The following is a 13,039-nucleotide window of genomic DNA, read 5'->3' on the forward strand; positions in this document are numbered from 1 at the left end:
CCTCTCATATACGCGGTTCCTCCGCTCCGGCCCGCGCCGCCTCGGCCGCGCGGCCGGAGCGGAGCCACAGGACCAGGGCGATCGGCGGCAGCCCGACGGCCTGGATCAGACACAGCGTCTGCGGGCCGAAGAGATCGCCCGCCACACCGAAGACCAGGGACGCCAGCGGGAAGCTCGCGCCGAGCAGCGCCAGCATGGTGGCGAAGAACGCGGGCTTGGCCGCCGTCGGGACGGTGCGTTGGAACAGGGCGACGAACACCACGTTCGTGGCGCCGACCGCCCATCCGGCGACCAGCAGACACAGCAGGAACACCGTGCGGTCGGCGACGAGTCCGGGCACGACCAGCGCCGCGCCGAACAGCGCCACGCAGACGGCCCCGATGCGCGAGGGCGATCCCGGCAGCCGTGCGCCGCTGAAGGTGCCGAGGAGCATGCCCAGCCACAACGCCCCTTCCAGCAGGCCGAGGGTCGTACTGGGCGCGGCCAGGGCGTCCTTGGTGTAGAGCGGCAGGACGACGAAGGTCGCGGTGATGAAGAAGTTCGCCGCGGCGAAGCAGACGAGCGCGATACGGATGAAGGGGCGCGAAGCCAGCATCCGCCAGGTCCGCAGAACGCCCGCGGGCGCGTCGGCGTCCGCCTCGGGCGACTCCACGGGACGGAACCGGACGGGACCGAGCACGACGGCGGCCGCGAGGTAGGCCGCCGCGCTGGTCGCCACCACGAGCAACGGGCCCGCGACACCCACCAGGACCGCGCCGAGCACCGCCCCCGCCATGCCCACCAGGGAGAAGGTCGACTGCTCGAACGCGGTGGCGTTCTCGATGTCGGCGTCGTCGACCAACTCGGGAATCGCCTTGGTCAGACACGGGTCGAACAGCGCCTGACAGGAGGCCAGCGCGAGCATCCCCGGGTACACGGCGACCAGCGGCAGCCGGGCCACCAGCGCCACGACGGCGAGCACGAGGCCGATGGCGGCCGCGGCCACGACCGCGCCCCGCAGTACCCGGCCGCTGGGGTGGGCCGCGACGACGCGGCCGATCCACGGCGCGAAGAGCACGGGTGGCAGGGCGGCGCACGCCAGGAAGATCCCGGACGCCATACCGCGCTCACCGGCGACGACCTGCCCGAGGACCCACCACAACATGCCCATTTGATACATACGGGTGGCACTCTGGCTGAGGAGCTGCGCACCCCAGACCCGGGCGAAGCCGCTGTTACGGGTGATCAGGGGCCCGGTACCGACGCGCGCCGCCTCGACCGTCCGGCCGTGGTCGACTGTCACGACGGCTGCCTCCGGTCGACGACCGGACGCAACTTGCCGCTGCCGGCACTGCGTTGGAACGCCCCCGGGTCGGCGCTCTCGATCCAGAAGTCCATCAGCCCCTCGGCCAGTCCCTCCCGCAGCTCGGAGTAGTGGGTGAGGAAGGCCGCGTTCGCCGTCTCCGCGTCCACGCCCGCCGTGCGATCGAGGCGTACGGTTACCCGCTCACGCTCCTCGCCCGGTTCCACGACCACTTGCAGCTCACCGCAGTAACCCAGGTGCGTCTCCGCGATCCGCTGGAACTTGCGGTAGTTGAGGAAGTAGGTGCCCACACGCAGCACGTCTCCGGTACGCCCGAGCAGTTCGAAGCGGGGGGTGGTGCGGCCGCAGCCACAGGCGCCCTCGACCCAGCGGCCCAGGTCTCCCTGCTCATAGCGGCTGATGGCGGGGGCGCTGCGGGTGTGCGGAGTGAACACCAGACGTCCGGTCTCGCCCTCGGCCACCGGCCGGTCGGAGTCCACCTCCAGGATCTCCAGGGTGAACAGGTCACTGAAGAGGTGGTGCACGGAGCCGACGGCGTGACTGCACTGGTGGCCCATGGTGCCGAGGTCCGTGCCGCCGTAGACGAAGGACCGGATCGTACCGATGCCGTAGGTGTCACTGAGGTGCTGGCGCTGCTCTGCACCGAAGTGCTCGCCCCCGTAGAAGATCTTCTCTACGCCGCCGTACTCGCGCAGGATGTGTCCGGCGTTGCGGAACAGCTGCCAGATGTACGAGGGCATCGCGAGCAGGGTGTTGGCCCGGTGCCGGACGATCATCCGGGCGTCCTGTTCGTAGTCGTTCCCGGCGGCGATGGGCAGCTGGGCGGCGGTGATGCCCTCCAGCAGGCCGTGGCCGTAGAGGAAGCTGCCGTACATGCCGCCCGCGTAGAGGAGGTTGGCGACGCGGTCGGTGCGCGGGTCGAGGCCCGCCGCGATCAGGCCTTCACCGGCTCGCTGCGTCTGGCTGCGGAAGTCCGCGTAGGTGTAGACGGACAGGGCGGGTGTGCCGCTCGTGCCGCCGCTCGTGATGTGCAGTTGCGCCTTGTCGGGTGCGACAGCGGGGTTGAGGGCCTGGACGTCCGCCTTGGTCATCACGGGTGTCGCCGGGTCGGGCAGCCGCCAGGCCGGGTCGGGGCCGGGCGCGCCCATGTCGTCCAGGCGGGTGTCGTGCATGAAGCGTTCGTCTAGCCGCACGCTGACGCGGCGGCTGTAGCGCTGCAACGGGTACTGGCCGTCGTGGGGCTCGCCGGCGTAGCTGTCCATCATGGAGCCGACCGGCGTGACGCGCAGCGCTCCGGCGGTGAACAGGTGCGCGGCGAGGCCGGGCACGTCCGGGCGAGCGGCGGCGAGGCCGACGGTCTGGAGGTAGCGGCGCATGGGCCGCAGGGTCGCGGTGATCGCCTCGCGGGGCAGCGGCTTGACCCACACCGTCCGGTAGAGCGGCGAGGCGCGCAGCGCGGAGCGGTGGTCGACGAGGATGCGCCAGGCTCCTTCGGCGCTCTCGAAGACCCGGGTGAGGCCCAGGTGTTCCTCGGTCCGCGCGAGCAGCACGGTCGTGGTGATCTCCGCCTGCTCGGCGAGCGAGGGCCGCGCCTGCGCGATGCGGCTGCCGCGCTCGTCGAGTACGGGGCCCAGCCGCTCGGCGAACGCGGTCAGCGCGGCCGGGTCGGCGGTGTCCAGGTACACGACCTGGGGGCTGGAGCAGGCCTGCTGGTCCAGGCGGCAGATGCTGTCGGCGAGTCCGGCCAGTGTCTCGTCGTCGGCCCAGTAGTCGGCGGTCAGATAGGCGAAGGAGATCCGGTGGCCCCAGGCGACGAGGCGGCAGCCGGGCCCGACCCGGGAGGCCACCGAGGCGATCGCCTCCTCGCCGCCCCAGGCGGCGACGGCGTCGGCGGGCGCGCACATCAGGTCCAGCCAGTGCGTACGGCTGGAGGAGAAGCGCAGCACGATGAGCCGCTTGGCTATGTCGCCGTCCGGGTCCTGGGCGGCCAGCGCCTCCAGGATGAGATGGGTGAACAGCGAGTCGCCCCCACTGGTCTTGAGCACATTGACGTTGCCCGCCAGCAGCCCCTCCACCGCGCTGAACACCCCGACGATGGGGTCGTTGGCGGCGGTGATGTGCGCCAGCAGGCCGATCGGGGCCCATGCCTCGAACACCGGCGTACGGAAATCCGCTCGTCCCAGGCTGTGCGGAGCGGTGCCGCCGAGCTCGGCGGTGAGCTTGCGCTCCAGGGACTCGGCCGAAAGGAACTCGGCGATCTCGGCGAGGCTCGTCGCCGCCGACGCGGCGTCCGCGCCGCTCTCGCGCAGGCAGTTCGCCAGCTTCTGGTGGACGGCGCTGTCCGGCGAGGCGAGGAGCCGGGACAGGCGCTCGCAGGCCCGGACGGTCTGCCGGGCGGGCAGCGGGCGGCTCAGCTCGGTCCGGGCGAGGACGGGCAGGTCGGCCAGCAGCTTCTCGGCCTCCCGGTCGTCGATCCACTCGCCCTGCCACAGGTGCTCCAACTCGGCGTTCACGACGCCCCCTTCATCAGTTCGGCAGCGGCGACGGCGCAGCTGCGGTTGGTGCTGGTTCCGGCCCGCCCGTGGATCTCGAACCACGGTGTCTCCAGACCGCAGCCGCAATCGGACCCGGGCCGTACGGACACCAGGTCGCCCATGAGCAGGCTGTGCACGGGCGCGGAGGTCATGAACGGCGACACGCAGTGCAGATAGCCCTGCTCGCCGTACGGCAGCGGGCGCAGTGTCGCGACGTCGCGGGCGAAGATCCTCGACCACACGGGCGCGTGGAGGCGGTGGCGGGCACACTCGGCGTACGTCACACCGTGCTCGACCGCGCCGTAGCTGTCGCGGACGCGCTCGTGCGGGATGCCCAGCTGCTCCTCGATCCGGTCGTAGAGCTCGAACTTGGAGACCTGGCGGCCCGCCTGGCCCTTCCAGCCGCCGCCGAGGTAGACGAACGAGTCCGCCCGCAGCTTCAGGGGCCCGACCCCCATCGCGCGCATCCGCTCCAGGGTGAACCAGAGGAAGGAGGGAAAGCCGAGGATGCGTACCGGCAGATCCTGCTCCGCGTAGCGCAGCAGGGTGTCGACGCTGCCGAACGAGTCGAAGACGTGCTCGCTGCCGACCGCGCGCAGCCCGTACGCGCGCTCGTTGACCGGGGCCAGGTCGCACAGGAAGTTGTCCGTGAACGCGGTGCCGAGCTTGAGCGCGTCGGTGGGCTCATAGCTGTACAACAGATAGTTGTTCGGCTGGTCCGGGGTGATGAACCCGTAGTGGTCCAGGACGAACGCGGCCATCCGCATCACCGAGCCGATCGACCACGCGTCGAAGAACATCTGCGACTTCTGGCCGGTCGTGCCGGACGAGGTGAGATGGGCCGCCACCTCGTCACGGCCGATGGACAGCACTTCGTGGGACTTGAAGAAGGTGGCGGGGACCAGTGGCAGTCCGGCCGCGTCGTCGGCCGACGCGATCGGGGCGTTCCGGTCCGCCGAGTGGCCGTTCCAGATGTCCCGGTACACCGGTGAGTTGTCGATATGCCATCGGTTGACCTCGTCGAGCGCGGTGGCGAAGAGGTCGTCGACCGCGGGTCCGGTCGCGTACGGCGTACGCAGGTCACCGAGCCGCTGAAGGTGCGCGAGCCGTCCGGGATCGGGCACGGGAAGCGGCGCGAAGTACTTCAGATGGGCGGCGCCGGGCGAGGCGGCGGTGGGGTGTGTCATCGCGTTCGTCATCGCTGGGAGTCCTCCGGGAAAGTCGACAGATACGTCGCGGTCCACATCCGGCGGTAGTGCTGGAGATAGCGCGTGAAGTGCTCGTCCACGTCCAGCGCCCGGAAGTCCGGACGGCTGGCGCCGTGGCTGAGGAAGACGTGGTCGTGCCAGCGCTCCCCGTCGAAGCGCATGGCCGGGTAGACACCGGTGGGGACGAAGCCGTGGGCGAGGTAGAGATCGAGGCGGGGCCGGTCGGCCAGCGGCAGCACCGCCTCGACGTACAGCGCGCCCCGGTCGGCCATGGCCTGCACCACGTCCCCCAGGGCCGCGTCGGCGGCGGGGTCGTGCGGCTCGGTGTCCAGCAGCATGCCGCAGCCGCTGGTGCGGTCGATCACGGCGTAGGTCTCGAAGCGCCCGTCCACCGGGGCCAGCAGCGCGTTCGGCTCGCCCCAGGGCAGCCCCGCCGGCGCCCGTCGGGCGGTGCGGGCATAGTGACGCCGTACGAAATGGGGTTCCTGCACCACCTCCATAGGCTCCGCCGCCTGGCCCGGCCGCACGGCGGGCGTGTCCGGCCCGGGGCGGACGCCGTCGAAGGCGATGCCCGCGCTGGTGGCCGCGTCCAGCAGGGACACGATCTGGCCGGGCAGCTCGCCGAGCGGCGCTCGCCGGTCCAGGACGCCGTCCCGGTGGCGCACCAGCAGGGCCAGGCTCTCCCGGCCGCACACCTGCACCGCGGCGGGCAGCAGCCCGGCCGGGCGGAAGCCGTGCCGCAGCAGGGCGCGCTGCGGAGCAGGACTGACGCAGCGTGCCGTGGCGTACACGGAGTCCAGTTCGCCGCCGGGCCCCACCGCCGCCTCGCACAGCTCGGACAGCAGCGCCCGCCCGATGCCGGCCCCGGCGTGCTCGGGGTGCACGGCCAGGGCCTCGACCTTGCCGATCCGGGCCGCACGGTCGCCCCGGAGCACCGCCGAGCCGATGACCTGCCCGGTCACCGCGTGCCGGGCCACATGCCAGCGGGTGCCGGGGTCGTCCACAGCCGCCGCCATGGCGGCCGGGTCGGTGCCCACCGGCAGCGGGTACACACTGCCGTACACCGTGAAGTAGAGATGACGCAGCGCTGCCACATCGTCGTGCGAGGCGGTGTCCAGCAGTACGGCGGCGCGGGGAGCTGGTCTGATCAACATCGGGCCCATCCTGGATTCCTGTCCAACCTGCGGTTTCTGCGACGGTCGGCGGGTCCCGTGGGCGAGAGGAGACCCGCCGTGCCTGCCAACCGGCCCCGTCCCGGCTCGCCGTGCGAGGGGAGCGCTTCAGCGCGGGCCTTCTCTCACTAATGTTCCGACCGACACCGCGACGCCACACCCGTCCGGCGGCCCCGGTTGCCCCCGCCGTTCGGAGGGGTGGGCGGGGGCGGGCGAGCAGGCGTACGTTCACCCGTCGGCGCGATACGGCCCCGTCCCGGAAGGCGCCGCCGGGCGGTGCGCCGTAGATTCACTGCGTGGAGCAGGACCAGGCAGCCGAAGCGATCCGGGTCGTCATCGTCGACGACGAACAGCTCGTCCGGTCCGGACTGCGCATGATCCTGGGCGCGGCACCGGACATCGAGGTGGTCGCGGACTGCAGCGGCGGGCAGGCGGTGGAAACGGTCCTCGCGTACCGCCCGGACGTGCTGATGCTCGACATCCGGATGCCGGACGTGGACGGGCTGACCGTGCTGCGCCGCCTCAACGCCCAGCGCACCGCCGAACTCCCCGCCGTGATGATGCTGACCACGTTCGACACGGACGAATACCTCACCACCGCGCTGCGCGAGGGCGCGCGCGGCTTCCTGCACAAGGACACCGAACCGGAGCAGCTGGCACACGCGGTCCGTGTGCTGGCTTCGGGCGGCAGCACCCTGGACCCGTCCGTCACCACCACCGTGATCGGCGGTTTCGTCGACGGGATCGACGGCCTCCAGGAAGCCGCGAACGCGGTCCGCCAGCTCACCGCCCGCGAGCTGGAGGTACTGGCCCTGCTCGGTCAGGGCCTGTCCAACGGCGCCATCGCCGAGCAGATGCATCTGGCCCACAGCACCGTGAAGGACCACGTCAGCGCGATCCTCGGCAAGCTCGGCGGACTCAACCGGGTCCAGGCGGCGGTACTCGCGGAACGGGCGGGCCTGGGGCGGCCCCGACCGCGCAACCCGGCATGAGACGTTACGTTCCCAGTGCGCGGGCCAAGAGGCTCTTCTTCCTCGTCGGCCCGGTGCTCATCGCCTTCGCCGACACGTTCGTCGGCGACGAGGGGTCGCTGAGCGCGGTGGAACGCGGCGCGGCCGTCTTCTCGGCGGTCGTACTCCTCGCCCGGCGCAGACAGCCGCTCCTCGTGCAGCTCCTGACGCTGCCCGGCACCTACCTGGCCACCGCCTGGCTGGCCGGGCTGATCGCCCTCTACACCGTCGCCCGCCTGCGCCCTCACCGCGGGATCGTGGCGGTGTGCGCGATGCTCTTCATCGCCGCCGAGTTCCTGCCGTATCCCTTCACCGCCGACGAGTTCAGCTCGCGAGCCAGTGAGGAGACCAGGCTGGAGGGCGTTCTGGTCGATGCCTCGGCCGCGCTCGCCTTCGCGTATCTCATGAGACTGCGCGGCGAACTCGCCGACCGGCTGCACGACCTCACCGAGAGCCGCGCCCAAGGCGACCGGCTCCTGGCCGAGCACGTCCTGGCCATGGAACGGGCCCGGCTGGCCCGGGAGATGCACGATGTCGTCGCCCACCAGGTCAGCCTCATCAGCCTCCAGGCAGGCGCACTGCGGATGAGCAGCACCGACCCGGCGACCAAGGACATCGCGGGCGTGATCCGCACTCTGTCGGTCCGTACGCTGGAGGAGCTGCGCCATATGGTCGGAGTGCTGCGGGCCGCGTCCGGCGGCGGCCAGGCCGAGCTCACCCCGCAGCCCCGCCTGGCCGACCTGGAACGCCTCATCGCCGACAGCGCCCTCGACATCACCGCCGAGATCGACCAGTGGGCGTGCGATCAGTGCCCGGAGGCCGTCGAGCGGGCCGCGTTCCGCATCGTCCAGGAGGCACTGACCAACGCCCGCAAACACGCCCCGGGCGCCGAACTGCTCGTCCGGGTGCACCAGCAGGACGGCGAGCTGGCCATCGAGGTGCGCAACGGCCCACCCGACCGCGCGGCGGTCCCGCTGGATCTGCCGAGCGGCGGACACGGCCTGATCGGGCTGAGCGAGCGCGTCCATCTCCTGGGCGGCTTCTTCACCGCCGGAACGACCGAGGACGGCGGTTTCCTGGTCACCGCCACCCTCCCGACCGCCACGCCGTGACCGGCACGCATGGCATACGGTCGCCTCAGCGCGGCCACTTCTCCGGAGTGGCCGGGGTGTCCACCCGGCAGACGGCGGGCTTGCCCGGGCCCGGCGACTTCCCTTCGGCGACGACGCGGACCCCGTCGAGCAGGATGCGGCAGGAGACCACCCCGTCCGCTGCGGGAACCAGCTCCACCCGCGCCTCCTTGCCGACGTTCACGAACACCTCGGTTTTCCAAGGGAGTTGGACGGGCCCGACGCGCTCCTGCGCGTACTGCGACTTGTAGCGGTCGGGGCTGTGTCCGTACCGCACGTCGGTGGCCCGGGGCCCGCCGCTGACCGTAGCCCCTTCGTACGTGAGGAACCATGCGCTCCCCGCCGTATGCCCCTTGATCCAGAACGCGATCTCCCGGGACCAGATCAGTCCGACGGCCACCAGGACGGCGAAGGCCAAGCCGATCACGGCGAGGAGGACGCCGGTGCGGGAGACGCGGTGGGGAGGGGGAGCTGAGTGTGCCATGGGCGGAACCTCGATCATTCCCATGAGGGATATACCGGTATTTGCGCACTTTACGCCGCGATGGGTCGGGCGCCCGGCATGGCCGACGATCAGCTGTTGCCGCCCGCCGCCGTGGCCAGGGCCTCGCGTGCGCGGGCGATGTCCGGGGCGAGGGTCTTCGCGTCGGGCACCGGCGGCAGCATGTCGGCGTCGCGGAGCCGCTGAACGAGCTTGTCCAGGTATGCCTGGCGGTCTGCGCGGGAGTGGCTCGGGCCGTGCAGAGTCGCCTGCCAGGACTCGTCCTTCCAGCGGTCGATGTCGACCTCCTGCTTGATGAACTCCTCGTTGTACTGCCGGGCGCGCTCCACCAGAGCGTCCCGGATCGCGGTGTCGAACTGCTGCCGCACCTGCTGCGGGAGCTCGTCGATCCGGTTCTCGGCGGCGCGCTCGGCGCTGCGGGTCAGCAGCCGCTTGGCCGCGTCCGAGGCGCCGCCCCGCTGGATTTCGGCGATCTTCTCGGCGGCGTTGTGCAGGACCACCGCCTTCTCCGCTTCCACCTGCTGGCGCTCGGCCTGCGCGGCCGAGGCGACCAGCTTCGCCAGGCCCTGCCCACGGAAGTCCGCGAAGGTCTGCCCCCACGCCTCGTCACGCGCCTTCTGGAACACCGTGATCGACGGAATCTGGGCCTCCTGCCACTTCGCGGTGAAATAGCGGGCGCCGTGCAGCGTCAGCCCGGCCGGCCACAACGGGGTCACCAGCAGCGCGTCGGCCCCGAAACAGGCCGCGGTGTCGTCGGCGTCGAACCGGCCGTGGTCGCTGTTCGCCGCGGCCTGTGTGCCGCAGCCCACGAACGGGACGATCGCGGTGAGCGCGGCGGCCTTGTCCAGACTGCTGGTGTCCTCGGCGAACGCGTCGTACACACCCTTCGCCCACAGGGCGCCTCCGGCCACCACCAGCGCACCCTTGGCCGTACCGGCGGCCGACTTCAGCCCCGCCCGCAGTGTGGCCTTCGCCTGCGGCGACAGTCTCGTGTACTGCCGGATCCGGGCGTGGACATCGGCGGGCGACAACGTCTTGCCGTCGCGCGCGACCACCTTCAGCGCGTACTTGCCCGCCAACTCCCCGAAGACCTTCTCGACCTGCCTGGACTCCAGCGATTCCAGCGACTCCGACGCCTCACCGCTCGGCTTCTCCTCCACGGGCGCACCGGTTCCGCACAGGTTCACGGAACGCTTGGCGCGGCCGCCGGAGCCACTGGGAGAACACGGCATACGGGCGGGCAGGAAGCCGGGATGGTTCGCGTCGAAGGCATCATTGACCTGGAGGCTCCTGACCTGCTTACCGTCCACCGTGAAGTCGCCCCTGGCTATCGCGGCCTCGGACCACGTGCCGATCTTCCCGCTCTCGTCCACCTCGGCGACACGCTCATACACCTGCGCCGAGTGGATGTTCCGCGGATCGATCTTCCGGAACGCCGCCCACTCCCGCTGGCCGAACTTCTCCCACACGGAGGGCTTGTCCGCCACGCCTTCGCGCTGCGCGGCGTCCGCTACGTAGACCATATTGCCGCTGGTGGGCTTGATGATGTAGACGATGCCCCGGGAGACGGCGAATTTCCGCACCTTGCCGTCCGCGCCCTGCCGGAATTCAAACCCATAGGCAGCCGGTTGGTTTCCCGTCCCCAGGGCGAACTTCTTGGCGGTCGCCAGGTCCTCCGTGGTGGAGATGTACGGACTGATGTTGCGCTCGCCGCCCTGCAAGTGCCGCTCGATGGAGAAGTTCGCGGACAGGGCCTCGTCGGCCAGCCGTCCATGCATGCCTTCCTTGAACGCCCGCTCGGGATTCGGCTCGGTATAGCGGTCGGACGACTCATAGGCCGGGTTCTTGGCCAACGGCTCCTTCGGCCACAGGTTGACCCCGCGGTACACGAAGTCCGGGAGACTGCGCGATGCCGCCGCTTGCTGCATCGCGGGCGGTACGGGTTGGGCGTGGGCCACGGAGAGATCCGCGGCGACAACGACTGAACTCAGGAGCAGGACATGGGCGGTTGCGGCGGTCCAGCCAAGACGCATGAGGTACCTTCCGGCTTTCCGGGCGATATCGGTTGCCGGGATTCCACCACCTGGCACCCACCCGCCACACGAGGCCGAAGTCCTCAAACGCAGGACCTACTCCCCGCAACCGACTCGCCCGCGAAACCGTCGCGACGACACCGCGCCCCCGCCGTACCCTGCCGACCGGTGCCACATCGTGAAACACCCGAACCGACTGTCACACCCCTGTGCGACACTCGGCCGCATGCTGGGTGTAACCGATCTTCCGACATACCTCGCGGGCCTGGTGCTGATCATTCTGGCGCCCGGGCCCAACTCGTTGTACGTGCTCTCCGTCGCCGCCCGGCGCGGAGTGCGGACGGGGTATGTCGCGGCGGCGGGTGTATGGACCGGGGACACGGTCCTGATGACGCTCTCCGCGCTCGGGGCGGCGTCGTTGCTGCAGACGACGCCGCTGCTGTTCGCCGTGGTCAAGTACGCCGGTGCCGGGTATCTCTCCTGGATGGCGATCGGCATGCTGCGGCAGGCACTCGGCATGTGGCGGACCCGCCATGCGTCACCCGGGGCCGACACGGCTCCCGGCCCCGAGGGCGAGGCCGGGGAGATCGCCGTCGAGCGGCCGTACCGGCGTGCCCTGGTGCTCAGCCTCTTCAACCCGAAGGCGATCCTGTTCCTGGTCTCCTTCTTCGTGCAGTTCGTGGACCCCGGATACGCCTACCCGGCGCTGTCCTTCCTGGTGCTGGGCACGCTGCTGCAGACAGCGAGCTTCCTCTACCTGTCCACGCTGATATTCAGCGGCACCCGCCTGGCCGCCGCCTTCCGCCGCCGCAAGCGGCTGTCGGCCGGGGCGACCTCGGCGGCGGGCGTGCTCTTCCTCGGCTTCGCCGCGAAGCTGTCGCTCAGCGGGGTGTGACGACGCAGGCGCCGGTCACTGCTGGTGCCATCTGTCGTACTGGTCGGAGGGATCGCAGGGCGTCGTCTGCACGAGCGTGCCGTTGCGCACGCTGGGCGTGGACAGGCACAGCCCGCTCGACGCGTTCTGCCAGACGTCGTACCAGCCCGAGGGCGGCCCGTTGGGGTTGTCCGCGAAGAAGACGCTCCACTGCTGAGCGGGGTCGGCCGCGTCACAGAACGCCATCGTGACCGTTCCCGCCCCGAAGGCCGGCGCGCTGATGCAGCGTCCCGTGCGCTGGTTGGTGAAGGTGAACAGGCCGGTCTGGGTGTTGAACCCTTCCAGCCATTTCTCGTCGGAACCGCTGTCGCACGACCACATCTGAAGCTTCGCGGCGTTCTCGGTGGCGTTGTCGAGACAGTGGCTTGAGTTCCAGACGTTGATCGCACTGAAGCCATCGGCCTGCGCGGGCGCGCCGGTCATGACGATGACCAGCACCGCGAACACCGCCGCGACGAACGCGACCAGGCCGCGGCGTCCGGACCTGGGTCTGCTCCGGGTTTCTCGCTCTGAGATCACTGGCGTTTCCTTCCGGCGGAACCGGGCGCGTGCGAGCGCGGTCGGTCCACAGCTGGCTCAGAAGACGAAGTAGCTGGCCCCGAACGTCGTCGCCGACTGTCCGGGGTCCACTTCCGCCGTCACGGGGCCCTGGCAGTTCCCCGCAGCATGGACCAGAACGATGGAATTGGTGTAGTTCTGGAGGGAGACCGGCGACGATGTCGCATAGCAGCCCCGCTGCGGGTTCTGGTGAGGAACACCGTTCACCACCAGGTATCCCGTCGCTGCCTGAGCGGGCACAGCAAGGGCAAGCACACCGGCAGCGGCCAGCATGCCGACCCCCGCGATACGACGACGCATGACTGTTCTCCCTCCCGGGGAGGTACCCAGCCGGAAGCGGCCACTCCCCCGCAGACCATGACTGACCCTCACATCCTGGCTCGCCAGTACTGTCGCCGCTACCCCCAGAACAGGGGATGGCGCGTGGGCAACAGGGCTACACCCATACCGCCCGGCGGCGGCCACCTACCCTCCGACAAGCAGCGCGACCAGGCGGACCGTCTGCTCACGGGGGTCCGGCGTGTCCGCCCAGCTCGTCATCAGGAGGTGATGAACCGTCCCGACGAGGGCGAGGGCGACCGAGACGGTGTCGGTGGTGTCCGGGAGGCGTCCGAGCCGCGTTTCGGCGTCCAGATAGGCGGTGATCGCAGCCAAC

The 13,039-nt window shown here is 70.6% G+C and carries 12 protein-coding genes; 3 read left to right on the top strand and 9 right to left on the bottom strand.

From position 1 onward, the window contains the following. Nucleotides 1–4 precede the first annotated feature (4 nt). The 4 genes from ACGFRG_RS02245 to ACGFRG_RS02260 are packed head-to-tail and all read right to left on the bottom strand — an operon-like array spanning nucleotide 5 to nucleotide 6,199. Nucleotides 5–1,282, bottom strand: coding sequence for an MFS transporter (locus ACGFRG_RS02245; protein WP_393260476.1), 1,278 nt, complete (start codon nucleotides 1,280–1,282; stop codon nucleotides 5–7). After that, nucleotides 1,279–3,816, bottom strand: coding sequence for an acyl-CoA reductase (locus tag ACGFRG_RS02250; RefSeq protein ID WP_393260478.1), 2,538 nt, complete (start codon nucleotides 3,814–3,816; stop codon nucleotides 1,279–1,281). The genes ACGFRG_RS02245 and ACGFRG_RS02250 overlap by 4 nt, the downstream gene beginning before the upstream one ends. Next, a complete protein-coding gene (locus tag ACGFRG_RS02255) occupies nucleotides 3,813–5,036 on the bottom strand; it encodes an acyl-protein synthase (RefSeq protein WP_393260480.1) in 1,224 nt (407 codons plus the stop codon). The genes ACGFRG_RS02250 and ACGFRG_RS02255 overlap by 4 nt, the downstream gene beginning before the upstream one ends. Further along, complete coding sequence (locus ACGFRG_RS02260) at nucleotides 5,033–6,199, bottom strand: GNAT family N-acetyltransferase (RefSeq protein ID WP_361417202.1); 1,167 nt, start codon at nucleotides 6,197–6,199, stop codon at nucleotides 5,033–5,035. Before ACGFRG_RS02260 ends, ACGFRG_RS02255 begins: the two co-directional genes overlap by 4 nt. A 314-nt stretch (nucleotides 6,200–6,513) precedes the next feature. Here ACGFRG_RS02260 and ACGFRG_RS02265 point away from each other — a divergent pair, with 314 nt between their 5' ends. Together ACGFRG_RS02265 and ACGFRG_RS02270 are read left to right on the top strand one after the other, a co-directional pair. Continuing rightward, nucleotides 6,514–7,209 carry a response regulator transcription factor gene (locus ACGFRG_RS02265; protein WP_361417205.1) on the top strand — a complete coding sequence of 232 codons (696 nt, stop codon included), beginning with the start codon at nucleotides 6,514–6,516 and terminating at the stop codon, nucleotides 7,207–7,209. Then, the gene (locus tag ACGFRG_RS02270; protein ID WP_393260483.1) at nucleotides 7,206–8,339 is read left to right on the top strand and encodes a sensor histidine kinase; all 1,134 of its coding nucleotides are present in this window, start codon (nucleotides 7,206–7,208) and stop codon (nucleotides 8,337–8,339) included. The genes ACGFRG_RS02265 and ACGFRG_RS02270 overlap by 4 nt, the downstream gene beginning before the upstream one ends. A gap of 25 nt (nucleotides 8,340–8,364) precedes the next feature. Here ACGFRG_RS02270 and ACGFRG_RS02275 read toward each other — a convergent pair whose 3' ends face one another. Together ACGFRG_RS02275 and ACGFRG_RS02280 are read right to left on the bottom strand one after the other, a co-directional pair. After that, entirely contained in the window at nucleotides 8,365–8,841 is a 477-nt protein-coding gene (locus ACGFRG_RS02275; RefSeq protein WP_361417211.1) for a hypothetical protein, read from the bottom strand. An 89-nt stretch (nucleotides 8,842–8,930) separates the two neighbouring features. Further along, nucleotides 8,931–10,892 (bottom strand): hypothetical protein, encoded by a 1,962-nt coding sequence (locus ACGFRG_RS02280; protein ID WP_393260485.1) that lies wholly within the window; start codon nucleotides 10,890–10,892, stop codon nucleotides 8,931–8,933. Nucleotides 10,893–11,118: 226 nt separating this feature from the next. Here ACGFRG_RS02280 and leuE point away from each other — a divergent pair, with 226 nt between their 5' ends. Continuing rightward, nucleotides 11,119–11,787, top strand: coding sequence for a leucine efflux protein LeuE (gene leuE / locus ACGFRG_RS02285; protein WP_393260488.1), 669 nt, complete (start codon nucleotides 11,119–11,121; stop codon nucleotides 11,785–11,787). A 15-nt stretch (nucleotides 11,788–11,802) separates the two neighbouring features. Here the strand turns inward: leuE and ACGFRG_RS02290 are convergent, their stop codons facing one another. The 3 genes from ACGFRG_RS02290 to ACGFRG_RS02300 all read right to left on the bottom strand — a co-directional run bounded on the left by ACGFRG_RS02290 (nucleotide 11,803) and on the right by ACGFRG_RS02300 (nucleotide 13,038). Further along, nucleotides 11,803–12,345: a ricin-type beta-trefoil lectin domain protein gene (locus ACGFRG_RS02290; RefSeq protein WP_393260491.1), complete on the bottom strand. Its 543-nt coding sequence runs from the start codon at nucleotides 12,343–12,345 to the stop codon at nucleotides 11,803–11,805. A gap of 57 nt (nucleotides 12,346–12,402) precedes the next feature. Continuing rightward, nucleotides 12,403–12,684, bottom strand: a complete 282-nt coding sequence (locus ACGFRG_RS02295; RefSeq protein WP_393260494.1) for a hypothetical protein — start codon at nucleotides 12,682–12,684, stop codon at nucleotides 12,403–12,405. A 165-nt stretch (nucleotides 12,685–12,849) separates the two neighbouring features. Further along, nucleotides 12,850–13,038, bottom strand: coding sequence for a hypothetical protein (locus ACGFRG_RS02300; RefSeq protein WP_393260496.1), 189 nt, complete (start codon nucleotides 13,036–13,038; stop codon nucleotides 12,850–12,852). Nucleotide 13,039 lies beyond the last annotated feature (1 nt).

This window comes from Streptomyces sp. NPDC048696 (assembly GCF_043198895.1).
GTDB lineage: Bacteria > Actinomycetota > Actinomycetes > Streptomycetales > Streptomycetaceae > Streptomyces.